Origin of the sequence: Shewanella profunda (assembly GCF_023283765.1) — a bacterium.
Lineage (GTDB): Bacteria > Pseudomonadota > Gammaproteobacteria > Enterobacterales > Shewanellaceae > Shewanella > Shewanella profunda.
Genome location: NZ_JAKILG010000007.1, coordinates 82,548 through 107,476 on the forward strand (window position 1 = coordinate 82,548; position 24,929 = coordinate 107,476).

28 protein-coding genes and 1 pseudogene are annotated in these 24,929 nt (G+C 45.5%); 7 read left to right on the forward strand and 22 right to left on the reverse strand.

Going from position 1 to position 24,929, the window contains the following annotated elements; translation table 11 throughout:
- Window positions 1–18: 18 nt before the first annotated feature.
- The 11 genes from L2744_RS05770 to L2744_RS05820 all read right to left on the reverse strand — a co-directional run bounded on the left by L2744_RS05770 (window position 19) and on the right by L2744_RS05820 (window position 8,219).
- Window positions 19–1,509, reverse strand: coding sequence for a SulP family inorganic anion transporter (locus L2744_RS05770; protein WP_248991008.1), 1,491 nt, complete (start codon window positions 1,507–1,509; stop codon window positions 19–21).
- Window positions 1,510–1,922: 413 nt separating this feature from the next.
- The gene (locus tag L2744_RS05775) at window positions 1,923–2,198 is read right to left on the reverse strand and encodes a hypothetical protein (protein WP_248991009.1); all 276 of its coding nucleotides are present in this window, start codon (window positions 2,196–2,198) and stop codon (window positions 1,923–1,925) included.
- 131 nt (window positions 2,199–2,329) lie between these two features.
- Complete coding sequence (gene arsJ / locus L2744_RS05780; protein ID WP_248991010.1) at window positions 2,330–3,568, reverse strand: organoarsenical effux MFS transporter ArsJ; 1,239 nt, start codon at window positions 3,566–3,568, stop codon at window positions 2,330–2,332.
- Between the two features lie 5 nt (window positions 3,569–3,573).
- Window positions 3,574–4,584 carry an ArsJ-associated glyceraldehyde-3-phosphate dehydrogenase gene (locus L2744_RS05785; protein ID WP_248991011.1) on the reverse strand — a complete coding sequence of 337 codons (1,011 nt, stop codon included), beginning with the start codon at window positions 4,582–4,584 and terminating at the stop codon, window positions 3,574–3,576.
- Between the two features lie 56 nt (window positions 4,585–4,640).
- On the reverse strand, window positions 4,641–5,132 hold the full coding sequence (locus tag L2744_RS05790) for a phosphatase domain-containing putative toxin (protein ID WP_248991012.1): 492 nt from the start codon (window positions 5,130–5,132) through the stop codon (window positions 4,641–4,643).
- 7 nt (window positions 5,133–5,139) lie between these two features.
- Window positions 5,140–5,376, reverse strand: coding sequence for a thioredoxin family protein (locus L2744_RS05795; RefSeq protein ID WP_248991013.1), 237 nt, complete (start codon window positions 5,374–5,376; stop codon window positions 5,140–5,142).
- Between the two features lie 11 nt (window positions 5,377–5,387).
- The gene (locus tag L2744_RS05800) at window positions 5,388–6,386 is read right to left on the reverse strand and encodes a permease (protein WP_248991014.1); all 999 of its coding nucleotides are present in this window, start codon (window positions 6,384–6,386) and stop codon (window positions 5,388–5,390) included.
- 97 nt (window positions 6,387–6,483) lie between these two features.
- Window positions 6,484–6,993, reverse strand: coding sequence for an arsenate reductase ArsC (locus L2744_RS05805; protein WP_248991015.1), 510 nt, complete (start codon window positions 6,991–6,993; stop codon window positions 6,484–6,486).
- Between the two features lie 84 nt (window positions 6,994–7,077).
- Window positions 7,078–7,425, reverse strand: a complete 348-nt coding sequence (locus L2744_RS05810; protein WP_248991016.1) for a metalloregulator ArsR/SmtB family transcription factor — start codon at window positions 7,423–7,425, stop codon at window positions 7,078–7,080.
- Window positions 7,418–7,834 carry an arsenate reductase ArsC gene (locus tag L2744_RS05815; protein ID WP_248991017.1) on the reverse strand — a complete coding sequence of 139 codons (417 nt, stop codon included), beginning with the start codon at window positions 7,832–7,834 and terminating at the stop codon, window positions 7,418–7,420. The genes L2744_RS05810 and L2744_RS05815 overlap by 8 nt, the downstream gene beginning before the upstream one ends.
- A gap of 97 nt (window positions 7,835–7,931) precedes the next feature.
- Complete coding sequence (locus L2744_RS05820) at window positions 7,932–8,219, reverse strand: ArsR/SmtB family transcription factor (protein ID WP_248991058.1); 288 nt, start codon at window positions 8,217–8,219, stop codon at window positions 7,932–7,934.
- A gap of 203 nt (window positions 8,220–8,422) precedes the next feature.
- Here L2744_RS05820 and L2744_RS05825 point away from each other — a divergent pair, with 203 nt between their 5' ends.
- From L2744_RS05825 to L2744_RS05845, 5 genes are all read left to right on the forward strand, one after another.
- On the forward strand, window positions 8,423–9,463 hold the full coding sequence (locus tag L2744_RS05825) for a permease (RefSeq protein WP_248991018.1): 1,041 nt from the start codon (window positions 8,423–8,425) through the stop codon (window positions 9,461–9,463).
- Between the two features lie 161 nt (window positions 9,464–9,624).
- Window positions 9,625–11,058 (forward strand): glutathione synthetase, encoded by a 1,434-nt coding sequence (locus L2744_RS05830; RefSeq protein ID WP_248991019.1) that lies wholly within the window; start codon window positions 9,625–9,627, stop codon window positions 11,056–11,058.
- A gap of 662 nt (window positions 11,059–11,720) precedes the next feature.
- Entirely contained in the window at window positions 11,721–12,083 is a 363-nt protein-coding gene (gene arsD, locus L2744_RS05835) for an arsenite efflux transporter metallochaperone ArsD (protein WP_248991020.1), read from the forward strand.
- 35 nt (window positions 12,084–12,118) lie between these two features.
- Window positions 12,119–13,891, forward strand: a complete 1,773-nt coding sequence (arsA, locus tag L2744_RS05840) for an arsenical pump-driving ATPase (RefSeq protein ID WP_248991021.1) — start codon at window positions 12,119–12,121, stop codon at window positions 13,889–13,891.
- Between the two features lie 63 nt (window positions 13,892–13,954).
- Entirely contained in the window at window positions 13,955–15,238 is a 1,284-nt protein-coding gene (locus L2744_RS05845; protein WP_248991022.1) for an arsenic transporter, read from the forward strand.
- A gap of 102 nt (window positions 15,239–15,340) precedes the next feature.
- Here L2744_RS05845 and L2744_RS21535 read toward each other — a convergent pair whose 3' ends face one another.
- From L2744_RS21535 to L2744_RS05885, 9 genes and pseudogenes are all read right to left on the reverse strand, one after another.
- Window positions 15,341–15,472, reverse strand: a complete 132-nt coding sequence (locus L2744_RS21535; RefSeq protein WP_283103895.1) for a hypothetical protein — start codon at window positions 15,470–15,472, stop codon at window positions 15,341–15,343.
- Between the two features lie 124 nt (window positions 15,473–15,596).
- Window positions 15,597–16,169 carry a hypothetical protein gene (locus L2744_RS05850; RefSeq protein WP_248991023.1) on the reverse strand — a complete coding sequence of 191 codons (573 nt, stop codon included), beginning with the start codon at window positions 16,167–16,169 and terminating at the stop codon, window positions 15,597–15,599.
- Between the two features lie 80 nt (window positions 16,170–16,249).
- Window positions 16,250–16,618, reverse strand: a complete 369-nt coding sequence (locus L2744_RS05855) for a DUF7674 family protein (protein ID WP_248991024.1) — start codon at window positions 16,616–16,618, stop codon at window positions 16,250–16,252.
- Between the two features lie 109 nt (window positions 16,619–16,727).
- A complete protein-coding gene (locus tag L2744_RS05860) occupies window positions 16,728–17,042 on the reverse strand; it encodes a CC0125/CC1285 family lipoprotein (RefSeq protein ID WP_248991025.1) in 315 nt (104 codons plus the stop codon).
- Window positions 17,043–17,324: 282 nt separating this feature from the next.
- Window positions 17,325–17,450: pseudogene (locus tag L2744_RS05865) on the reverse strand (IS91 family transposase); the annotation flags it as partial.
- A 397-nt stretch (window positions 17,451–17,847) separates the two neighbouring features.
- On the reverse strand, window positions 17,848–18,552 hold the full coding sequence (locus L2744_RS05870) for an aromatic aminobenezylarsenical efflux permease ArsG family transporter (RefSeq protein ID WP_248991026.1): 705 nt from the start codon (window positions 18,550–18,552) through the stop codon (window positions 17,848–17,850).
- On the reverse strand, window positions 18,545–19,033 hold the full coding sequence (locus L2744_RS05875; protein ID WP_248991027.1) for a nitrophenyl compound nitroreductase subunit ArsF family protein: 489 nt from the start codon (window positions 19,031–19,033) through the stop codon (window positions 18,545–18,547). The genes L2744_RS05870 and L2744_RS05875 overlap by 8 nt, the downstream gene beginning before the upstream one ends.
- Window positions 19,034–19,051: 18 nt before the next feature.
- Window positions 19,052–19,294, reverse strand: coding sequence for a thioredoxin family protein (locus L2744_RS05880; RefSeq protein WP_011790224.1), 243 nt, complete (start codon window positions 19,292–19,294; stop codon window positions 19,052–19,054).
- 60 nt (window positions 19,295–19,354) lie between these two features.
- Window positions 19,355–19,663, reverse strand: a complete 309-nt coding sequence (locus L2744_RS05885) for an ArsR/SmtB family transcription factor (protein ID WP_248991028.1) — start codon at window positions 19,661–19,663, stop codon at window positions 19,355–19,357.
- A 304-nt stretch (window positions 19,664–19,967) separates the two neighbouring features.
- On the opposite strand from L2744_RS05885, the gene L2744_RS05890 reads away from it, so the two are divergent.
- Together L2744_RS05890 and L2744_RS05895 are read left to right on the forward strand one after the other, a co-directional pair.
- Window positions 19,968–21,242 carry an L-cysteine desulfidase family protein gene (locus L2744_RS05890; protein WP_248991029.1) on the forward strand — a complete coding sequence of 425 codons (1,275 nt, stop codon included), beginning with the start codon at window positions 19,968–19,970 and terminating at the stop codon, window positions 21,240–21,242.
- A gap of 50 nt (window positions 21,243–21,292) precedes the next feature.
- Window positions 21,293–21,973 (forward strand): helix-turn-helix transcriptional regulator, encoded by a 681-nt coding sequence (locus L2744_RS05895; protein ID WP_248991059.1) that lies wholly within the window; start codon window positions 21,293–21,295, stop codon window positions 21,971–21,973.
- 53 nt (window positions 21,974–22,026) lie between these two features.
- Here the strand turns inward: L2744_RS05895 and L2744_RS05900 are convergent, their stop codons facing one another.
- Together L2744_RS05900 and L2744_RS05905 are read right to left on the reverse strand one after the other, a co-directional pair.
- Entirely contained in the window at window positions 22,027–23,628 is a 1,602-nt protein-coding gene (locus tag L2744_RS05900; protein ID WP_248991030.1) for an RCC1 domain-containing protein, read from the reverse strand.
- 228 nt (window positions 23,629–23,856) lie between these two features.
- Window positions 23,857–24,771, reverse strand: a complete 915-nt coding sequence (locus L2744_RS05905; protein ID WP_248991031.1) for a polyprenyl-phosphate transporter — start codon at window positions 24,769–24,771, stop codon at window positions 23,857–23,859.
- Window positions 24,772–24,929 lie beyond the last annotated feature (158 nt).

Here is a 24,929-nt window from a genome sequence, read left to right on the forward strand (position 1 = left end):
TTACTGTGTTGCTAGGGATTAGTGACCAGACATTATTTTTTCAACTTCTTCTGGCTTATCGTGTACCCCAAATTTATCTACTATGGTTGCGCTGGCTTCGTTAAGGCCAATCAACTCAACCTCAGTCCCCTCGCGGCGGAATTTAATCACTACCTTATCGAGGGCCGATACCGCAGTAATATCCCAAAAATGTGCTTGAGATAGATCGATCGTCACCTTATCAACCACTTCCCTAAAATCAAATGAATTGCTGAACTTATCTGCCGAGGCAAAAAAGACTTGGCCAATAATTTGGTAATGACGACCCGTGTCGGCGCTAGTGTTCGTACTCTTGACCACCATAAAACGCCCCACTTTATTGGCAAAGAATAGGGAAGCGAGTAACACTCCTACAAATACCCCAATCGCTAAGTTATGGGTAGCTACCACCACCACAACTGTTGCCACCATCACAAGGTTGGTCGACATAGGGTGATGTTTAAGATTACGAATTGAATCCCAAGAGAAGGTACCGATAGATACCATGATCATCACGGCAACCAGTGCAGCCATGGGGATAAGCTTTAACCATTCGCCGAGGAATACGATCAAGATAAGTAAAAATACGCCTGCAGAAAAGGTCGATAACCGTCCACGACCACCGGATTTAACATTGATGATCGACTGACCAATCATGGCACAACCTGCCATACCACCCATTAAACCCGCACCAATATTGGCAATACCTTGGCCCTTGCACTCGCGGTTCTTATCGCTTTGGGTATCGGTTAAGTCATCGACTATGGTGGCAGTCATCATAGATTCCAATAAACCGACTACTGCAAGACCTGCCGAGTAAGGGAAGATGATCATCAAAGTTTCAAAGGTTAATGGCACATCAGGCCAAAGGAAAATAGGCAAAGTATCAGGCAGTTGTCCCATATCGCCAACAGTGCGGATATCGACCCCCATATACACAGCAAATACAGTTAACGCCACAATACAGACTAAAGGCGAAGGTAAGGATTTACCTATCACAGGGATTAACGGGAATAAATAGATAATGCCAAGACCTGCAATCGTCATCGCATACACATGCCAAGTCACATCGGTAAGCTCAGGCAATTGGGCCATAAAGATTAAAATTGCCAGTGCATTCACAAAGCCAGTCACTACAGAGCGGGACACAAAACGCATCAAGCTACCTAACTTTAAGTAACCCGCGCCAATTTGCAACACGCCGGTTAATAGGGTCGCCGCGAGTAAATATTCAAGACCATGCTCCTTCACTAAGGTCACCATCAACAGCGCCATAGCGCCCGTTGCGGCAGAGATCATGCCTGGGCGCCCCCCTGTAAACGCGATAACCACAGCGATACAGAATGAAGCATACAGGCCGACCTTTGGATCTACCCCAGCGATAATGGAAAAGGCAATCGCCTCAGGGATTAATGCCAGTGCAACGACAAGGCCGGCTAACAGATCTCCACGTATGTTGGAGAACCATTCTTTTTTCATGGTTTGTATCATTTCTCTCACTCTGTTTAAAATTTAGTCATTTATTCCAATAATATAAGCTAACGCTAGCCATACACATGGGTGTGTAACGGCAAAAGTTTTTATCGTCAATATGACGAATCGATATTGGATTTATGGGGGTACAACAAAACTACCCAGAAGGTAGGTACTACAGACGGACCTTAGCGATCCAAAAAGGAGGGTTAAACTAATGCGGCTTAATGCTTATCACTGAAAAATAACCTTGTTAATACGAGTAAACTCAGACTTAAATGAATTGAAAATAGTTGTGCGATTTGAAATAGCGACACAATCACTTGCATAAAACAGGCCCAAGTATAATGCGGTTATTGATCAAAATCAAAGTACTTCAATAAAGAAAAGGTGGGAACTCCCGTGTAGGAAGTCCCCATCTTTCATATCAATTAATTAGCTTTTACTTTAGCTAAATACTCATCTAAGGTTTGTTGATCTGCTGATTTAACAGTCATTCCCTTAGGACCAGCGCCGATCACTGTAAATTGCTTTGCTGGTTCACCATGCTGTTTAAACTCAGTTAACTCAGCCGAATTCTCTTTAAACACCCATAGACGACCATCTTCTACTTCAGTGACAAAACCCGGTAAATCGAACTCGCTAGCGTGAGCAACACAAGCAAATAATCCTAAACCAAGCAGTGACATTAACGCTGTTTTTTTCATATTGATATCCTCATTTGGAGACATAGGTGTCATTTAACTGTCTTTATGTAACACCGCCAGAGTACATATGAAATATTACATATATGTTAATTCAGATGTAATTTATGACATTTTTTCGCGTTTAATGCCTTTTATATCGCTCTATGTCTTGGAAGCTTAATTGAGATAAGCGCCGCTAACGCAATAAATACCGCCGATATCCACAGACAAGCCGCCATGCCATACACTTGATACACCCAGCCAGACAGCACTGTCCCGATCAAGCGTCCCATAGCATTAGCCATGTAGTAAAAACCCACATCTAAAGACACGCCGTCTTCATCGGCATAACTGACGATAAGATAGCTGTGTAATGAAGAGTTGATAGCGAATAAGGCCCCAAACAGCATTAATCCCCAAATCAGTATATTCGCGGCATGGAAGTCATAACTTATTGCCAGTGCAATGCATGCCGGCACTATGCTCAATATCGCCGCCCAACCTAAGGCGCTACGCCCATCGGGAACCTTGTTTTTGCCCGTCTGCTTAGTACCGGTAAATCTGGGCGCAAAACCTTGCACTATGCCGTAAGCTATCACCCAGAGTGCGAGAAAACCGCCGACATACCAATGATCCCAACCAAAGGTTGAGGCCAAATAAACGGGTAAAGCCACCACAAACCACACATCCCGCGCACCAAACAAAAACATGCGTGCGGCAGAAAGCGTGTTTACCGCCGGACTCTTAGAGAAAATTTCCGTGAACTTAGGTTTGTTTTTAGCTTTACCTAAATCGCGCTGCAAACTTAACAGACTAAAAATCCACACCAGCAATAGACCAATCGCCATACCTAACACGGCATACTGAAATCCAAACAGGGTCAGCAAGGCGCCACCTAAGAAGAACCCCGCACCCTTTAGCGCATTTTTGGAACCAGTGAGCATGGCAACCCACTTATACAGCTCACCCTGAGCATCATTGGGCACCAACAACTTAATACTGCTTTTAGCACTCATTTTATTGAGATCTTTAGCGATACCTGACAAGGCCTGCGCCGCCATCACCCAAGCAACCGTAAGCATACCGCTAGGCACAAGCAGCATGCTAAGGGCAACAATCTGCATAAACAGACCCACATTCATGGTCTTATTTAGTCCTAAACGCGCCCCGAGCCAGCCGCCGACTAAGTTCGTTACCACCCCGAAGATTTCATAGAAGAGGAATAGCATGGCAATTTGCAGCGGGCTATAACCTAAGCCATAAAAATAGAGCACCACTAACATACGTAATGCACCATCGGTGAGCGTGAATGCCCAATAGTTGCCTGTGACCACCAAATACTGGCGGATCTCGGGTGATATGTTAGACAAGAACCCTGTCAGCTTACCCATAAAGCCTATGCCTTATCCATCAGACCGACCATACGGGCCAGTTCGACAGTGCGATTGGCATAGCCCCACTCGTTATCATACCAAGCGTAGAGTTTGACCTGAGTGCCATTGATAATCATGGTCGATAACGCATCGATAATGCTCGAACGGGGATCGGTTTTATAATCGACCGAGACTAATGGACGTTCCTCATAACCTAAAATGCCTTTTAGCGGTCCGTCTGCCGCTTCTTTTAACAGGCGATTGACTTCAGCTTCGGTCGTTTTGCGACTCACCTCAAACACGCAATCGGTTAATGAGGCATTCGCAAGCGGCACCCGCACGGCATGGCCGTTGAGCTTACCTTTAAGTTCAGGGAAAATATGGGTAATGGCCGTCGCCGAGCCCGTTGTCGTAGGGATTAGGCTTAAACCACAGGCCCGCGCACGGCGAAGATCTTTGTGCGGCGCATCTAAAATAGTTTGAGTGTTGGTAATATCGTGAATAGTCGTCATGGAACCATGCACTATGCCGAGGTTTTCGTGGATCACTTTGACGATTGGCGCCAAACAGTTAGTGGTACAGGAGGCCGCGGTTACAATCGGATGAATAGCTTTGTCATAGAGTTGATGATTCACCCCCATGACGACGTTTAACACGCCCTCTTCTTTAACAGGCGCAGTGACTACAACGCGTTTAACGCCTTGATCTAAATAAGCTTGTAGCACTTCTTTGGTTTTCATCTTACCCGAGGCTTCAATCACCACATCGCAGGCGGACCAATCGGTTTCGGCGATGATTTTATTGCGTGTACAGCTAATACGCTTGCCATCGATAATGATGTCATTACCCTCGGCATTGGCTTCGTACTGCCAGCGACCATGCACAGAGTCGAATGTCAGCAAATGGGCTAAGGTCGCCGCATCCCCTGCGGGATCATTAATCTGCACAAATTCAACCTCATCCCAACCCCAAGCGGCGCGCAGCGCTAAACGTCCCATACGGCCAAAGCCATTAATCCCGATTTTGATTGTCATACCTGTATCCTTCACACTCAGTTTTATATTAGGTGTTTTATATTATTTGTTTAAGATTAAAGCGTTATCTGTTCGATATAGCCGCGCTGATGCACATTGGTTAAGGCATTAGGGCGAATCGATTGCACTTGGGTAATCACTTCAACCAAGGAGCCTCCCGCCAGTAACAGCAAGATTGCCGCCATTAACCCCGTGCGACCCGAACCACCGCGACAATGAATGGCAATCGTGGATTGGGTTTGCATCAGAGTCAGCAGCTCAGTCCTGTGCCGCGCAAACGCTCGCTCAAATTCCTCTGCGGGGGCGGCATCATCTTCTATAGGTAAATGCAACCAAAGGATCCCCGCTTCACGGCAGATCTCGGGCAATAATGCTGCACCAAATGACTGCAATTCGGCCAACGGCATCAAGGTAATGATGACGTCAGTCCCCGCATCTTTAAGATTGGCAACTGCATCCGCTAGGGGGACAGATTTAGTCCCAGGGCAAGGGGTAAAAATCAACCTAGCGCCACTGTCTAGGGGCAAAATATCAAATGGATGTGACATTTAAGTGTTACTCCCCAAACCAGGATTCAATCATATCTCTAGGGGGAATTGAGCCCCAATGCACTAGCTTCTCATCAATCACCACCGCAGGCGTACTCATCACCTTATAATCCATGATGACTTCTGGATTAGTTTCCTTCACCAGAGAAATACCGATGCCCTTCTCGTTTGCAATGGCCGTAATGATCTCGGCTGTTTTAGTGCATTTAGCGCACCCACTACCTAATACTTTGATGTTTAACATTTTTATAATTCTCACAAAATGGGGCTGATCCCGTTAAATATCCAACCTATTAAGGTGAATGAAATCAGTAAAATGGCAAAAACGATGGCCAGCAAACGCCATTGCATCACCTGCTTGAGCAAAATAAATTCGGGGAAACTGGCGGCAACCGTAGACATACAAAATGCCAATGTTGTCCCTACGGGTAAGCCATTAATGATAAGGCTCTCCATGATGGGGATAACCCCTGTGGCATTGGAATACAGGGGAATGCCAATCAATACCGCCGCAGGAACCGACCACCATTGGCCATCGCCTAAGTGGGCTTCAATCCAACCATCGGGAACGAATCCGTGGAGCGCGGCGCCAAGCCCGACCCCAATAATGACCCATTTCCACACTCGACCAAAAATCTCTAGGGTCTCGCCTTTCGCAAACTCATGTCGCTCGGTTAACGTCATGGATGTTGATGTCATACCCTCGCCATTATCGTGGTTCGCTTGCGCCTTACCTTTTTCGAACGCTTTGGCGGCAAAGGACTGTAGCCAACGCTCGGCGCGAACCGTGTCTAAAAAAGCGCCCGCCAGCATACCCACTGACATACCAACCAGCACGTATATCACAGTAAACTTCCAGCCCAACAGACTCACAAGCAACAGAATGGCCACTTCATTAATTAACGGCGAAGTGATCAAAAACGCCATAGTGATCCCGACGGGGATCCCCGCGGAGGTGAAACCTAAAAAAACTGGAATGCTCGAACATGAGCAGAATGGGGTGACGGCGCCAAAGCCCGATCCCATAAAATAACCGACAAAACGATTTTTACCCGCCAAGTAATCCCGAACGCGCTCGACATTGAGTGACGCCCTCACCAAAGCGATGACGTAAATCATTAGCAGCAGGAGCGCAAAAATCTTAGTGGTATCTTCAATAAAAAAATGGATGGTGTCGGCAAGCTTAGTATTGGGATCGAGGCCCATCACCCCAAAGGTTAACCAACTCGCTAAATCTGAAAATATTTGCAGCATAATCAAACTTCCTTGGAAAACATGAAAGCGGCACAGCAAAAATACTTATTATGTTGTTAATTGAATAACAACCCACTTAAGCATTAGCGGCTGATCTTTATGTTAGTGGAAATTGGCTCGCAATTGACTCTAATGAAACCTTTTGAGCATCGATACCAGCCCAGAGCGGCAACGAGATTAACGCCTTAATACGGTTTTCAAGCGTGCCAATGACGCGGCTGAATTGCGCATCCATGTCGGTGGGATCCGTTGAGGTCGGATCCGGCAAACCCCAGTGCAGCTTGAGTGTTTGACCGAGCCACAAAGGACAGGTTTCTCCCGCGGCATTATCACATACGGTAATCACCAGATCGGGAGTGAAATCCGCCATCATATCCCAGCTTTTGCTGCTGAGCCCGTCGGTACGATAGCCTCTGCGTGCGAGCTGTAATAGGGTTTGTGGATGAACCACTCCCGCAGGATCGCTGCCTGCACTCGCAAACTGCCATTGCGCAACATCAGTCGCCAAAACCTGCTTAGCCACGAGATCTCGGCCTATAGCTTCGGCAAGAATACTGCGACAGGCATTATGGGTGCATAAGAAAAGCACTTTAATAAAAGGTGCCATATAAGCCTCTGGTCACTTTTAACATATGAAATTTCATATGTTTTAAATTAAATTTTTTTATTTAGTCGCTAGCAAAGATAGTCTTTAGCAGCAGGCTCTTGCACGCTCTGGACGCCCGCCCATCTTGCACAGGTTACGCATATTTTCTTCAAGGAAGACAGTGTTTTGGTTAGTGACTTCGCTTAACACTAACTTACTCCATTCGGGTAAATCGGCATTAATACGATAAAACACCCATTGCCCCTGACGGCGATCGACTAATAAACCGCATTTACGCAATTGAGCTAGATGCCGCGAAATTTTAGGCTGGATCTCTTGCAATGCCTCGGTCAATTCACAGACACAGAGCTCACCCTCATGCTGGATCAACATCAAACAACGCAAGCGGGTTTCATCGGCTAAACATTTAAAAAACTGGGTCGGATTAATCATTGATGTCCTTAGACTGAACTAATACAAACATTTTAATCCTTTCGTTCAACTCTCTAAAGGTTTGTTCAAACCCCCGAGTGCCCGATTCGATTCTTGGATCGGGATAATCCCATGCAATAAGCTTATCTGCTAAGGGAAAACTCTGACACTCTTGCGTGGATTTTTCACAGAGGCTGATCACAAAATCAAAGGATTGACCACTAAACTCACTGACGGATTTTGAACGTAATTCATTTGTTTGCAAATTATTTTTTTGCAAAATATAAAGCGTTCGCTCGTCTATAGATTCAGGTTCCGTACCGGCACTAAACACCTCAAACTGCCCGTGGGCTTGGTGTCTTAATAAGGCCTCAGCGAATTGCGAACGAGCAGAATTACCAACACAGAGAAAAAGTACACGTTTTTTCATGGGAATGGGTCCTTATAAAGATACCGACACTATATACGATTTATCATATGTGTAAATATGCACATAACCGGATTTACAGATCCCCTAACAAAACAATTCACTGACCACTACAACATTGATCCTGTAAAAAATGCACCAACCCCTGCAATAAATCATAGTCAGGTACACAATACAACACCCTTCCCTCACGCCGTTGGGAGATAATCCCCGCCGACATCAGGGCGCTAATATGGTGTGAGAGTGTCGAGCCTGGGATCTGTAATTCTTCCTGTAGTTGACCGACAGCAACACCAGTATAGCCGCCCTTGACCAATAACCTGAACAGGGCGAGGCGTGTCGGATGACCCAACTCTTTCAATACCTTAGCTGCATTCTCTACATTCATATCAGCTACATTCATATCAGCTATATTCATATCGGCCTCACTTCGTTAAGTCATTCGATAATACCAGAAATATCTATACCCACGCGACATCAACACTGCATACCCAAACATTTCCATAATTCCAGAAATTAAGTATTGAAAATATCTCAGTTGAATACTATTATTCTGGAATATTCGAAATATAAATACCACAGAGGTAAAAAATGAATCCTGAAACCCTAGCCATGCTGAAAGAAACGGCAAACATGTTCGTTTTTCTTGCCGTTGAACTTACGCTACTATTTCTAGCCATAAGCTATCTAGTGGGCATTCTACAAGCCTTTATCACCCCTCAAAAAATACAAGCGCTACTAAGCTCGCGCAATGGCAAAGGTTATGTGGTGGCTGCGCTACTTGGGTCTATTACCCCATTTTGCTCTTGTTCCACCATTCCCTTCTTGAAAGGGCTGCTCAAAGCCCGTGCCGGTTTTGGTCCTATGATGGTATTCCTGTTCGCCAGTCCATTACTCAATCCGATTATTATCGGGTTATTTGTCGTCACCTTTGGGGTTAAAGTTGCATTGTTTTACTTTTTAGTGGCGATAAGCGTCTCCGTAGCGGCTGGCTTTGTACTTGAAAAGCTGGGGTTTGAAAAGTATGTGCGTGAGGAAGCCTATGCTCAAGGGGATATTGCAACCCCATGCTCCGATACTAAAACCGTGCCAGCTGCCACTTCCTGCTGTAATACTCAATCTTCAATAACTGAAGCCGTTTGCGATAAAACTATGCCTGCGCCCATTACCGCTTCTTGCTGTAATCTCCAAACTAAAACAGCAGCAAACGATATACATGAAAACCGCTGGATAAGAGCTTGGCGTTCAACTTGGAAAGATTTCAAACAGGTAGTGCCATATCTGTTTGTGGGGATCCTATTAGGCTCATTAATCTACGGCTTTATTCCTACGGATCTGATTGTTAAATATGCTGGTGAAGCAAAATGGTATGCAATCCCTGCTGCAGCCTTAATAGGTATTCCACTTTATATCCGCGCCGAAGCTTTGATACCACTCAGCGCTGCTTTGATCAAAAAAGGCATGGCGATGGGCTCTGTGATGGCCTTGATAATAGGGAGTGCGGGGGCCAGTTTGACCGAAGTGATCCTACTCAAAGCGATTTTTAAAAATCAGATGATTGTTGCTTTCCTAAGCGTCATTCTGGGCATGGCAGTCGGCGCAGGATTTCTTTATAGCTATGTCTTTAGTTAACACACAAAATGATGATCTAGCTCGATGTGGTACTCACAATATGCCATTAAAGTGAGTGCCTTAAGGCCACTAAATCCCAAACTAAAGCATCTAAAACAAAGCCATTTAAAAAATAAGTTACTGGTATTACCAAATAATTCGACCAGTTCAAGAGAAGCATAATGAATTCAAATAGTTGCCTAAAAATCAAAGATGATGCAATAGAATGGACGCTAACCCATGGTATGGCGTTTAAAGAAACCCAGTATTCTGCCCGCCACGCCCCATTTACCTTAACCCCAAGTTTAATCAGTCGAGGCCACTATCAGCACTTAAAAGATTCAGTGCATTTACTCGGTAAACTTATCCATTATGTGTCTGAAGAACATGCTTTTTTATATGATGCAATTCAACCGATCACGGCAAGCGAGCCCTTCTTTGAAGCCTTGCTCAGCATGCATCAACAAATACATGGATCGCCTCCTCTAGCGCAGAGAATGCCACTGCTTATTATGCGCAGCGACTTTATGGACGATAGGGACTTAGGGCCAAAACTGGTGGAATTTAATGGCATTGCGGCGGGTATGAGGCCCTTTGGTCAAAGAGTCCACCAGCTCCACCATTATTTACAGCAGCAATGGCCTTGGCAGCCTATGGGTGAACTTGTTGATAATCCTGCCATTGAGCAATTATCCGCAGGGATAGCGCAGGCGACACTTAAGATAAAGCAAGAGTTTAACGATACAGGGCCAGCAAGGTTTTTGATGATAGTGCAAGAAAATGAAGACAATGTGTTTGATCAACATTTACTCGAACTCGCACTGCAACAAAAAGGCATACAGACCCTGCGCAGAACCTTTAGTGAACTCCATAACCAGCTCACAACTGGGGCAAAACATAGGCTTATACTCGCAGGCGTTGGCTCGATTGATACTGTTTATCTGCGTGCGGGTTATCAATATGCAGATTACGAATCCTCTGATATCAACGGCAATAAAAACTGCCAAACCCTGATGGCTATTCGTGTGTTGATTGAACAACATCGTGTCGCCGTCAATGCCACCGTAGGCCAACAGCTTGCGACCAGTAAGCGGATGCAGATGCTGTTATCCTCCCAAGATGAAATGGCGTTGACTCAGTTTGGTTTAACACTGCAACAAGCCAAGATTGTCAAACAACTCCTCGGTGAAATGCGCCCAGTCACCCAAGAGAGCGACCAGTTAGTCGCCGAGTCCCCCGTAGATACTTGGGTGCTGAAGAATCAAGGTGAAGGCGGTGGACATTGTCTCTTTGGTGCTGATATTCCACAAAAATTAGCTGAACTGGAACCTGCGCAATATCAAGCTTGGTCTTTGATGCGCCGCTTACATCCCATGCCCAGAGCGACGCAAACCTTAGTGGTGCGCAGCGGTGAAATACAAACCATCGATGACTTGATCCCTGAAATAGGTATGTTCACCATCCACATTGATGGTGAGCCCGCTATGGTCAATGGCGCCACACTCGATAGCCCCAGTTATGCAGGATATTTAATTCGGAGCAAATCCGCCATGGTGACAGAGGGCGGCGTTCACAGTGGCCAAGGGGTATTAGATTCTCTGATGTTTAGTGATTAAGGCGTGTTGAGTCATTTAGGATCTTAATCACGGCCTTTTTTAGGATTGCTTCGCATCATTGGCGTACGCAATAGATAAAGCCCCACCAATACCAGTTAACACCGTTCCTGCAGTAGTTGACTTGAGCAGCTGACACCGTCCCAAGTTGAAAACTGTGACTAGGGCGTGTTGACGTTTCAGGGTTATTTTTGCAGCGAGTTGGCAGGCTTTTATGCAAGGCAAAGCCCGTGCGGTGTAGTTATTCTACATAAACGGGCGATAACGCAAGAAACGCCAGCCAAACGCTGCCCGAAGGGTTCGTCTGGCAAGATCTTGCTCTTACTTACTTTCATACGAGCCGCTCGTTATTTGAGTAGAATAACACCACTTCAATCCTCGCTTCGCGATCACGAGCTTGTCAGAACAAACAAAATCTAATCTCGAAACGTCAACACGCCCTAATAACCAAAAGTTATTTAATACTTTCTGATATATGAAGATGATCCATTTCAGATTTTTTAGATTTTAACGGTCAATATCCTCTGGATGTTTGACTCCATTTTTTTCAAGCGTATAGTACATATGGAAATTCATATATTTATTTCAAGTGGTTTTTTAGGGCGCCTGTTCCTGCTTTTATCGCCTTCACTTTCAAACCGGAATCCATGTTACGAGGAAAAGTTATGACTCAGTTTTCAATATTCGATCCCGCTTTATGTTGCAGCTCTGGCGTATGTGGCACTGACGTTGACCAAGCACTCGTTACCTTTTCCGCGGATTGCCAATGGCTAAAACAACAAGGCGTTACAGTCGATCGTTTTAACTTATCCCAACAGCCTATGGCATTTGCAGAAAATCCCCTTGTCAGACGCTTTTTAGAAACGTCTGGCGCAGAATCCCTACCGCTCATTCTCCTTAATGGTGAGATGATATTAGCGGGCCGATATCCGAGTCGGCAGGAACTTGCCCGCTGGGCTAATATCACAGTCGAAGCGCCTGCGACAACCCCCTCTTCTTGCTGCAGTGGAAAAACCTCTTGCTGTTAGTCAACTAACCATTTGAAAACATCAAGGATAGCCTAATGAAATTTATTCAGAATCCTCCCGCATTCCTATTCTTTACGGGGAAAGGCGGTGTCGGTAAAACATCACTATCCTGCGCGACAGCAATTACCTTAGCCGACAGTGGTAAGCGGGTGTTATTAGTCAGTACCGATCCCGCATCCAATGTGGGCCAAGTTTTCGGGCAAGCCATAGGTAATAAACTCACGCCAATCGACAGCGTTGCGGGACTAACGGCACTGGAAATTGATCCTCAGGTCGCCGCCGAGCAATACCGCGCCCGTATTGTGGATCCCGTCAAAGGCATATTGCCAGCAGATGTGGTTCGTAGCATCGAAGAGCAGCTATCAGGTGCCTGTACCACAGAAATTGCTGCCTTCGATGAATTCACTGGTTTATTAACCGATGAATCCCTACTGCAAGATTTCGATCATATTATTTTTGATACCGCGCCAACGGGGCATACTATCCGTTTGTTACAACTCCCAGGGGCTTGGAGCAGCTTTATCGAGACTAACCCCGAGGGCGCTTCCTGTCTTGGCCCATTAGCAGGCCTTGAAAAACAGGCGGAACGCTACGCGCAAGCATTAGCTGCGCTGGCCGATCCCGACAAAACACGCTTGATCTTAGTTGCGCGCCCACAGCAATCAACCCTGATTGAAGTTGAGCGCACTCACCAAGAATTACGTCAAGTAGGCCTTAAGGATCAATATCTGGTGATTAACGGCGTATTGCCCGAAGGTGCGGCACTCAATGATCCCCTTGCCTCTGCACTCTATCAACGTGAACAAACAGTGCTCACCAATTTATCCCCCATTCTCGCGGCCTTGCCCCACGAAACGCTACCGCTTCAATCGATGAACATGGTCGGTGTTGCGCCGTTACGCCAACTCTTTATGCCTGTGCAAGACATGGACTTACCCGCAATGGATGGGCAAGGCCAATGTAAGCAAGACAATCCGCCCCAAGTGTCTACACTGGATAGCTTAATCAGTGAAATCGCGCAGCAGGACCATGGTCTTATCATGTTGATGGGTAAAGGTGGTGTCGGTAAAACTACACTGGCGGCCGCGATCGCCGTCAGATTGGCAGAGCTTGGCTTAGATGTGCATCTGACCACCTCAGATCCTGCCGCACATTTAGAGCACACACTTCATGGTCAATTAGCGAATTTGCAGGTGAGCAGAATCGATCCAGTTGAAGTCACCACGCGCTACCGTGAACAGGTGTTAGCCACCAAGGGAAAAGATTTAGATGCCCAAGGTAAAGCCTTGTTAGAAGAAGATTTACGCTCACCTTGCACCGAAGAAATTGCCGTATTCCAAGCGTTTTCGCGCATTATCCGTGATGCGGGTAAACGCTTCGTGGTGATGGATACTGCGCCTACTGGGCATACCTTATTGCTGCTCGATGCCACGGGAGCCTACCACCGTGAAGTCGCGAAACGTATGGGTGAAACCGCTCACTATTCAACCCCTATGATGCAGTTGCAAGACAAAGCGCGCACTAAGGTGTTATTGGTCACTTTGCCCGAAACCACCCCAGTTCTCGAAGCCGCCAATCTGCAGGAAGATTTACGCCGCGCAGGGATTGAACCTTGGGCATGGCTTATCAATAATAGCCTCGCCGTTGCCAGAACGACGTCACCATTATTAAAAGTGCGCGCTCGCCATGAACTGGCGCAAATTGAAAAAGTGCAACAGGGCTTAGCCTCACGGTTGGCATTAATCCCATTGCAGGAAGAAGAACCCATTGGTATTGCGCGATTAAGCCAACTGGCAAAACAGCATTAATGTATCTTATGGGCATTATTTTAGGGTTACGGGTAGACAGTCTCTGCCCTTTTAGGAGCTTGTATGTGGTTAGCAGGGGCAATTTTTGTTCTCACCATAGTGTTAGTGATTTGGCAACCTAGGGGCTTAGGCATAGGTTGGAGTGCCACCTTAGGCGCCGTATTGGCCTTACTGTTAGGAGTGGTACAGTTAGGGGATATTCCTGTGGTGTGGAATATTGTCTGGAATGCGACCGCCACCTTTATTGCCGTGATCATCATCAGTTTATTATTGGATGAGTCGGGATTTTTCGAATGGGCCGCGCTACATGTGGCCCGTTGGGGCAAAGGTCGTGGCCGTTTACTCTTTACTTACATAGTGTTACTCGGCGCGACTGTTGCCGCCTTATTCGCCAATGATGGCGCGGCGCTGATCCTCACCCCCATAGTGATTGCGATGTTACTGGCACTCGGTTTTAGCGCCGGAGCGACCTTGGCCTTTGTAATGGCGGCGGGGTTTATTGCCGATACCGCGAGTTTGCCGTTAATCGTCTCTAACTTAGTCAATATTGTTTCGGCCGACTTCTTCAACATTGGCTTTAACGAATACGCCTCTGTGATGGTGCCCGTCGATATTGCTGCCATTAGTGCCACCTTAGTCATGTTGCATCTGTTTTTCCGTAAAGATATACCCGCGACCTACGACTTGCAAAAACTGCGCGAACCTAAGGCCGCCATTCGCGACCCTCAAACCTTTAAAACCGGTTGGGGAGTTTTAGTCTTACTCTTGGTGGGCTTTTTTGGCTTAGAACCCCTCGGTGTGCCCGTGAGTTTAGTGGCTGCCGTGGGTGCCCTAATCCTGTTTATGGTCGCGAAAAAAGGCCATGCCATAGATACCACTAAGGTACTGCGCGGCGCACCATGGCAGATAGTGATCTTTTCACTCGGCATGTATTTGGTGGTTTATGGTCTTCGCAATGCAGGCTTAACGGATTACCTATCGAGCGTATTAAATAGCTTGGCAGAACAAGGGCTTTGGATTGCCACTATGGGCACGGGCTTCTTGGTTGCCTTTTTATCCTCCATCATGAACAACATGCCAACGGTGTTAATCGGCGCCCTCTCGATAGACGGTAGCAATGCAACTGGCGTGATTAAAGAAGCCATGATCTACGCTAACGTGATTGGCAGCGATTTAGGCCCCAAAATCACCCCCATCGGCAGTTTAGCGACCCTGCTATGGTTGCATGTACTGGCGCAGAAAAATATTAATATTACCTGGGGTTATTATTTCCGCGTCGGCATAGTGATGACGCTACCAGTGCTATTTGTCACCCTAGCGGCACTGGCGCTGCGCCTCTCCCTCTAGTCTATCGCCATGGGCACTAAATCATCTATTTAGTGCCCACTGATTAGCGGCAACAGATGAATTTAAAAGAAATTATTTACTAGAGACATGTTATGACCGATATCATTGACAGCCATCTTGAAAAACACAGTGTTCTTTTTGCTCAAAAAGAGAAACCATTTCACCTAAGAAAAAGAGCTTTTTGTCTGGGTCTAACTTTTGGAAAGTTATTTTTAGTTCTTTAATATCCATCATATTCACTAAATTTCCCATTGATACCAACGCCCCAAGCAGGGGCAACTTTTAAGCAGGCTAAAATTAGGAGCGAAGCGACGTGAACCTACTAAAAATTGTCCCGTCGGCTTGGCTTGTTAAATGGTTACTTTACGTCAAGCCAACACTTGTTAAATACCAAACTAGTTCTATAAACAACATTGAGCTTGTGAACTACTTTAAACTCATGCATAGGTTGGGGATCTTCACCAACCATATAAGTCGCTCTTGTTTCATGGATTAACTTTCCGTCTACTTCTACAGCAGCCTCGTTATTAAACAGCACACCTTCAAAAAGCCCTTGGTAACCTGCCATGACATGGATTCCCACGTTTAACTCTTCTGAAGCCAACCCCTCCAATGGTATTTGTAAAACTGACTGGTCAATTATTTCAGAGCTACTTATGTTCTTTAAGGAGCTAATAATGTGGCTTTTGGCTTTAGCTAAATAGCCTTTACTGTCAGACATATTTTGCTTTACAAAGACAATCGCTTTTTCCGTAGAAACAATTACTCGAGTGTCACCTTGCTTATAATAAATGGCAGGTAGCGAAAACGAGTTCGTATGATGCAATACCATTTCGCCCTTTACTGGGTAACTGTCAACATCACATGGATCAGTATCAGCCTTCACAAAGGAAGAAAATAAAATTATTAAAGAAACTAGAAGATTACGCATTTTCCGGAGAGCCATTTAACGCCGAGCGTCCGGCGGCTTTGTAGTGAAGGGAAGCCGCTACGGAGAATACATCGCCGTGTCTAGCCTTGTGATAGGGCTGATTTGCCATGGAACTTAACATAAAGCTCCTTTAGTTTTGATGGTACAAGTGGCCACCCAACATGCCTAGCTACATCAGTGGCATTCCAAAACAAATGCTCAACATAATAGACATCAATGAATTCAAATTCTTTGGGGTTTGCATTTATTAGCTTTCTGTCCATGTAGTCCATGTACGTTTTTGCCAATTCGATTTGTCCAGACGAGATTGCCAAAGTTGTAGCATTTGCAAATGCTTCCATTTTAAATGTTGTCATATCATCTTCGTGTAAATCCATACGCACTTTCACTTCAGGAAATAGTGCACAGATTTCATCTAAAAATACTTCGATTACGTCACTATCGTTCAATGGATGAGCCTCTTTGCCCTATAACACTCGCAGCACAGGCCGAAAGCCGAGCAGCGGTTAAGGTCCAAGCCACGAAGTGGCCGTTTGTGACTGCGCTTATTAGCACAGACTACTTGCATTTAATTTCTGCTTTTTTCCATGGGTGGTCGATAGACACCGTACCACCAACAAAAATACCGCCGTCTGTAGCGCCTGTATCATTGTTAACTGCTTCAAAACCAGCGGGGCAAAGTTCAGATGCACGTTTAGCCCAAAACTGTTCGACCGTCGTAGGTGATGTTGTGCCATTACCATAATATTCCACCAGGTAATGCCCATCCCCTAATTGGGAGTCTTTATAACCGCCTGACCAAGTATGAACCTGATATCCTGTTGCACAGGCCGTTAGTAATCCCAAACTCAAAACGACCAGAATTGATCTCATTTCTTCTCCGTAAGTAGCCAACCGTGCTAACGTCTTAGTATTTATGCGCTGCGCTGTTTGTAGGGCATGAATCGCTTGTTGACTAAATATTAAATATGACCGCTGCCACACCCATGTAAATGGGTATAAATGATGCTATAGGAATTTGCTTTTTTAGGGTAGCTGTTTTTTATACAGCTTGGTGGGTAATCACTTGATATCGTTTCAGCTTTACCATTCTTTTAGGCTCACTTCTGGCTGTGATTGACCTTGATTCACAGCATTCAGGCCCCATATGCAGGCTGACATACGTACTGGCTGACCTTGGCTGTTTATCATCACTAACCTCGGTGACCTTATCAGCCCAATAAACTGCAAGTGACCTTGCTGACATGACGGGCATGACCACGAACAATCCTCCTTAATCAAGGTTATAAATTTTCTATAAGAATCGACTATCAGACATACACAGGAATTAACCGAATTAAACACTATCATGGAGGCGACCGTTGGCGGCCATGGTCGCTTATTCACATCTGGCCGACAGGGATATGGGGAGTGTCAGTATGATGTCTGGAACATCATTGACCCTGTGATCACGACATTCGATTCTTGTTATAAATCTAGCCATATACAGCAGATGCCGCCGTCGAGCCCTCAAGGATACTTATTTTAAAGAAACAGATGGTGTGTCACTGGAATAACAGTGTGAATTTAATGTGAGTTTCACTTCAAATAAGGATGGGAGGCATAGTGAATTAATCAATTCTATGCTCGAGGTTATCAAGCAAAAATAGGTAGCAAGAACTTAATACTGTTATCACCCTTAACGCTGGCTCAGAAATGGAGCGAAAATATTAACCCAAGCGTAATAGCTGCCAATAATGATAAACACCACTCCGGTGATTTTTCTGGCCCAATGCTCGAACGCCAATATATGGTTATAGGCTTTCGCGACGCGATGGGCGCTAACACCTAATAGGATCGCAAAGACTAAAACCGGTAGCCCAGTGGCTAATCCATAAATCGCTGGCAGTGCAATACTCGATTGCGCTTCTAGCGCGAGCGGCAGTAACGATCCGAAAAAGAGCGCCGCGGAAGTGGGGCAAAATGATAGTGCAAATAAAATGCCCAGTAGCAAAGCCCCTAAATATCCCTGTGGATTAATTTTGGCCTTTAATTTCTCGATTAAGGCGCCATCACCGGGTAAGCGTAATGTCAGTAACTCCAGTAAAAACATCCCCACCAATATCAAGATAGGCCCAAGTAACAGATTCATGTATTTCTGTAGCAGTACGGATAAAGTCACCGTAGAGAGCAAACTCCCCACGAGTATGACGCCGAGCACCAAGTAACTGAGCATACGTCCAATCGTGTAGGCAAGCCCTGTACCAAACACCCGATACGGTGATTGTATCCCTTTGCTAATATAAGAAATTGCCGCCACATTGGTGGCGAGTGGACATGGGCTGATAGAGGTTAGAATGCCAAACCAAAAGGCGGACAGCAGCATAACTGCCCACTCATCCATGGGTTTGCCCCAATATAGCCTCAATCTCTTCGGTCAAATATTGTTGGAAAGCCACCTCATTATTAGCCAGCTCCCAAATTTTATCTAAACGGCGCCACTCGGTTTCAACCCCCTCCTTTGAGGTTGAAATGACTACCGATCTAAAAATGAGTTCATAATCCTCGATATAATGTTGGTTCTCAGCTAAGTCCACGTTGACCAGATTGAGTTGCATCTCACCATCGCGCACTTCTTTAAAAAAATTCTCCATCAAGGTTTTTTGAGTAAACTTTTCCATCCGCACGCAGGTTGTACAGCGCTGATTACCATAAAAATAATAAACATTCAGCCCATCCTTTAGCTTAGGAGCCACTGTTGTAGCAACATCAAGATTCTCAGCCGCACTGGGTGCTGAAGCGCCGAATTGCTGATATCCCACCAGCGCAAATCCTAAACAAACAATACTGAGTAGCAGGTATTTGACGATTTTCTTAGCATTCATGCCGACTCCTAGATGTCATTACTCTGCATGTGCTTTAAGCAACGTCATGATCTCATCGACACTGGCGAGGCGACCCGTGAGTTTGACTTGCTCATCCACCACTAATGCGGGTGTAGACATCACGTTATAATCCATAATTTTTTCAATATCAGTGACTTTAGTTAACTGATAATCAAGATTAAGTGCATCTGCCGCTGCTGTTGTTGCTTCTGCTAATTTTTGACACTTAGCACAACCTGTACCTAGAATTTTGATATTCATTATCGCTCCTTTGATCATTTGCTTGTCATTTTGCCATTTGACCAAATGATAGGTGCCAAATTAATCTATTAATGCGATCTGCTTCTGAATTTGGTGATTGAGCAGCGTATCAATGCAACTTAACGAATTGAGTAGGCAAGGGAGGGTTAGACGATAAAAAATCTGCTTACCACGCTTATCCATATCCACAATTCCTGCGTTACGCAGCACAGATAGATGCTTAGAAATAGTTGAAAAATCAACATCGACTGCTTCAACGAACTCACAAACACATTTTTCGCCATCCGCGAGTTGTTCGACAATCCATAAACGGGTTGGATGGCCCAGAGCCTTGAAAATATTCGCCTTTACTTTGATTCGTTCTTTCATATTCCCCAACTTAGTGTAAGAAACCCACCAATAGACTATTGACTGAGTCTATCCTTGCCCGAATGTAAAATCCAAGCCTGCAATCTCAAACTATCAATATGCCCAAAATAACTTAGCGTTGCCCTCACACTGACGATTAATTAAAAAATAATTGCAAAAAAAGGTAAAATGCAAATAATGTTGCATATTAGGTTACATGTGGCATTCAATCGTTGAAAATCTGAAGCAGAGCGCCAGAGTATAGAAGTGAAACGGATAGATAGCGCAGGTTAACATTTAACTATTCAAATAAGGTTGTAAGCTCATGAACCCCCTATGGCAGCAGTATATTCAGATCCTTAACCAAGTTGTAAAACCAGCGCTAGGTTGTACAGAGCCCATTGCTGCCGCCTATGCCTCGGCAGTTGCTCGCGCTTTACTGGGTATCAAACCTGAGACTATCTCAGTGCAGGTATCTGATAATTTATATAAAAACTCTATGGGCGTGTATGTTCCTGGCACAGGTAAAATTGGCCTTGCAATAGCCGCTGCCGCCGGTGCTATTGCCGGTAATGCCGAAGCAGGCTTAGAAGTACTTGCCACCATTAGCCCTGCACAAGTCGCGCAAGCGCAAGATCTTATTGATGCGGGCAAAGTGAAAGTTGAACGAACTGAAACCGAAGAGTTTATCTATTGCTGCGTCACCTTAAAAGCGGGTGAGCAAGAAGCCTTAGTTAAAATTTGTGGTGGGCACACCTTAATAGCCGAAAAACGCCTCAATGGTGAGCTGGTTTTTACTGCGGATAGCACCCAAACCACAGCTACTGGCTCTATCTGCGATGGAATCGATATCAGTATTAAATCGATTTATCAATTCGCTCAAGAAGTCCCCTTCGATCAGATCAAATTCATCCTTAAAGCTTCCGAATTAAATGGCAAGTTATCCGATGAAGGCATGGCAAAGCCCTATGGACTCGAAGTTGGCCGCACCATGAAAAGTGGCATTGCGGCAGGGATAATAGGCGAAGATTTACTGAATAAAATTGTGATGTTAACTGCTGCGGCCTCCGATGCGCGCATGGGTGGTGCAAACCTCCCCGCAATGAGTAATCTTGGCAGTGGCAACCAAGGGATTGCCGCGACCATTCCCGTGGTATTAACCGCGCAATGCTATAACGTCACCGAGGAGAAACTCGCCCGCGCCTTAATTATGAGTCACCTAGGGGCGATTTATATCAAGTCACACTACCCGCCACTTTCTGCATTTTGTGGTAACACAGTGACCAGTGCAGCAGCCTCGATGGCAATGGTATATATTGCTGGCGGCTCATTCGAGCAATCCTGTTTCGCGATCCAAAACGTCATTAGCGATAGCTCTGGTATGGTGTGTGATGGCGCTAAAGCCTCCTGTTCAATGAAGGTCAGCACTTCATCGAGTGCGGCGGTGCGCTCATTTTTAATGGCATTAAATAGCCAGAATGTTTCAGGCCAAGGCATCATCGCAACCGATGTGGAAAAAACCATTAAAAACATTGGCAAAATGATCCTTAATGGCATGTCATCCACCGATGTCACCATTATCGACATTATGTCAACATAATAGTTTTAACCTAATGATTTTGAATAAATTAATGATAAAAGGTTGAAATGGTGAAGCTGATAGATTTAACCCAAAATGATTGGGACATGCTCAAATCCATCGAGAATATTGTTGATGGGATTGCCGCCATGTATGGTCAACATACTGAAGTGGTGCTGCACAGTTTGGATGCAAAACACCCGTCTGTAGTCAAAATTGCCAACGGCCATATTACTGGACGTGAAGTAGGTGCCCCCATTACCAATCTTGCTTTGCTTAAACTTAAAGCGGGTCAGGATATTTCCGATGCTTACCTAACAAAATGTGCCAATGGTAAGACGCTCAGATCCATCACCACGGTTATCCGTAACAGTAAAAATCAGCCAATAGGGCTTTTATGCATCAATACCGATATGGATGCCCCGCTGCAATCGGTACTACGCACTATGATGCCAGAACACTTGTTTAACCATGAACTCACCAGTTCACCCGAGGTATTTGCCCGTAATATTGATGAAGCACTCCATAGCACTATCGATAGTATTAACCATGAAGTACGTTCTAACCCTACCGTATCAACCTCACAAAAAAGTCGCGAAATTGTCAATCAACTCCATGAATTAGGGATTTTCGAGCTTAAGGACAGCGCCCAAGTCGCGGCCACTCGATTGGGTATTTCGGTGCATTCGATTTATCGCTATCTGCGGGAAATCAAAGCCAATCAAGCGGAAAGCGAGAAAAGCCTCGCTTAACTAGAAAGGGCTAAAGTGTAAATAACCTTAGCCCTTTAGTTTTATTGTGCTTGTTATTGGGTAGCTTGCTCGCTAAAGCCCATCATATTCCATGCCTGAACTGTGCCATCGGCCATTAAAGCAATGGCATCAAGCAAATTACTGCGAATGTCGCGCATTTGGCTCAAATCAACGGCTTGCTTATCTAGCGTCACCGCAGAATCGTCCCCCATCCATACTGCAATCGAGCCATCTTGGTGTTTAACCGTAAAGCCTAAACCCGTGGGAAAAATATCCGTTGCTTGGGTAATGTCAGTTTTGGGCCCAGAGTGACCATCAACCACAGTGCCATCCTGCTTTAAAAAGGCAAATTCCCGTTCGTAGGTCACCACTTTGCTCACCTGAGTGACCTCTTGATAACGTGGCTGCTTTTCTACCAATTCCCATCCTTCCCAAGCGATAGCCGTATTATCCCCACGTAGCGCGACAAATCCCTTATCAAAGGGATAAACCTGATGCACGCTTTGCAACTTATCCTTAAGAACTGACGTATCAGCACCATGGAATTTACTACCCCAAACGATAAGTTGTCGACTGATGGTTAAGGCGGCAAACGCGTCATGATTTGCAAAAATATCAATCACTTTATTGGCGCGATTTGGGTGAGATAAGCGAGCAGGAAATGGAACATGATATTCTGTTAAATCCCCCTCCCCCCATGTATAAACACTGCCATCCGCCAACAGCGCCGCAAAGCCATTATCAGTATTAACCACTTTTACGGCTGGCATTAATTGGCTAAGCTTTGCCACTTGCTCACGGCCTTTTTGATCCGCTCTTACCCTACCCCATGAGACCAACCTGCCCGTCGCTGTCATCGCGGTAAAAGCATTATTGTTAGCATAGAGTAGTTTCACATTGTTAAGCTCTGAGGCCACTTGGCGACTATCGCCACCATAATCAGCCTGCCCCCATGTCACTACTGTCCCATCCCGTTTTAAGGCGGCAAAAGCACGATAGTTAACAGATACAGACACGACATTCGTCATCGCTGGCGCGGCGTGTTTACCAGAGCTTAGCTCGGCAGTAGCTGCATCTTCAAAAGACCAACTTACGACACTTCCATCTTGCTTAATGGCTGCATAAAGCCCCTTAGCCATAACAAAATCGCGCACATCATTCAGTACAGGTCTCACTCCTCGAGTCCAAGGCATAAATTCATCCCCCATTCCCCAAGGGATAAGTTTGTCGTCATGGGTTAATGCTGCAAAGCCGCAGGTATCCTCAGCCGCATACAACCGTTTTACATTAACCAGAGGCTCTTGGGCGTTATTGATATCACCACCACAGTCAGGATCGCCCCATGCCACCACAGTGCCATCTTGCTTGAGCGCCGCAAATGCACTGAGATTACTGTAGATTTGACTCACTTGGGCTAACTTGGCGGGCATCCGGATTTTGGTCGAATCGTCAGCCACCTGAAGATTATTCGGAGTAGCAGTGAAAAAATTATTCGCGGCGGATGGTGGTCTGTGAGCCAAGATCGTGTCGGAAATTTGCTGCTTTAATTCGGGCGATATCTCAGCATTTTGCTTATCGATGAGTAAGTTAACCACATGACCTAAGGCAAAAATTGCCAACGCCACACCAACCCACGAGACCTGTTTTTTTTCCACAAGTATATCCTTATCGTAACTGCAAACTCTCACTGAGTTTAAACTGGAACATAACGTCGACTGAGTACGCTAAATATGAACTGCGGATTGTAACTAAAACAGGTCTAAAATAACATTGCCCTAAAGTCGAGATCTGACCAGATTCAAGTAAGATGGGCATATGCACAAAAAAATAAAAGCAGCGTATCTCGCTGCTTTTATTGAATATGATGTTGAGGTAACAAAGGGCTAATCTCTTTTGCCCACTTTCTCTAAACCCCAAACCAGTGCAATCGCGGCTAACATACACACTATGGCAAAGGCGAGTTGCGAAGGCTGACCTGTCACTTGCTCAAAATTCAAGGGAGAAATATTCTGCTCCAGCAGTGGAACTTGCCCACCATGGGAGTTTGTCCGCCAAGTTAACGTCTCCTTCCAGGGCCAAATTTTACCTAAGGTGCCTAACATTAATCCGGTTAGAAACACGATAGTAGCATCATGATATCTACGCAGCAGCGCCGACAATAAGTGGCTGAACGTCAGTAATCCCATCACGGCGCCAGCGGCAAAACAGGCCAAAATATCCAGTTGAATATTTTTAGCGGCCGCGAGGACCACAGGATATAAACCTAACAATAATAAGATGAAACTGCCTGAAATCCCCGGCAATACCATAGCGCAAATCGCAATCGCGCCGCCGAAAAAGATATTCATGTAACTGGCTTCTACCGCGACTGGATTTAACACGGTTATCGCCCACGCAGCCAGCACACCTAAGGCAAATAAACCTAAACGTGCCACAGTGAAACCTCTCACTTGCTTAAGCATATGCACGACAGAGATAAGGATTAGACCAAAAAAGAATGACCAAATCGGGATTGGATGCACCGCCAATAACCATGAAATTAACTTAGCGAAGGTAAAAATACTGGTGAGGATCCCCGCCAGCAGGCTCACTAAAAAGCCACCATTAATATGGGCAAATGCCCCTTTTATACCCTGCGACTTGATTACGCCCCAAAGGGAAGGATTGATGCGTTTTACACTGTCGAGCAAGGTATCGAGAATACCGGTAATAAACGCTATGGTGCCGCCAGAAACACCGGGCACGACATCGGCAGCGCCCATAGCCATTCCTTTAAAATACGTCAGCAAGTATTTCACTGTGAGTCCTTGTTATTGAATAAGAATTCTGTCGTTATACAACAAATTAGCGACAATTATACGGTGTTAAGTGCTAAAGCGCGAAATGAAGTTTGTTTAATTAACTCGACTGGTATTTATTGTTATCCTAATGTTACACTCGTCCGACCAGAGTAGTC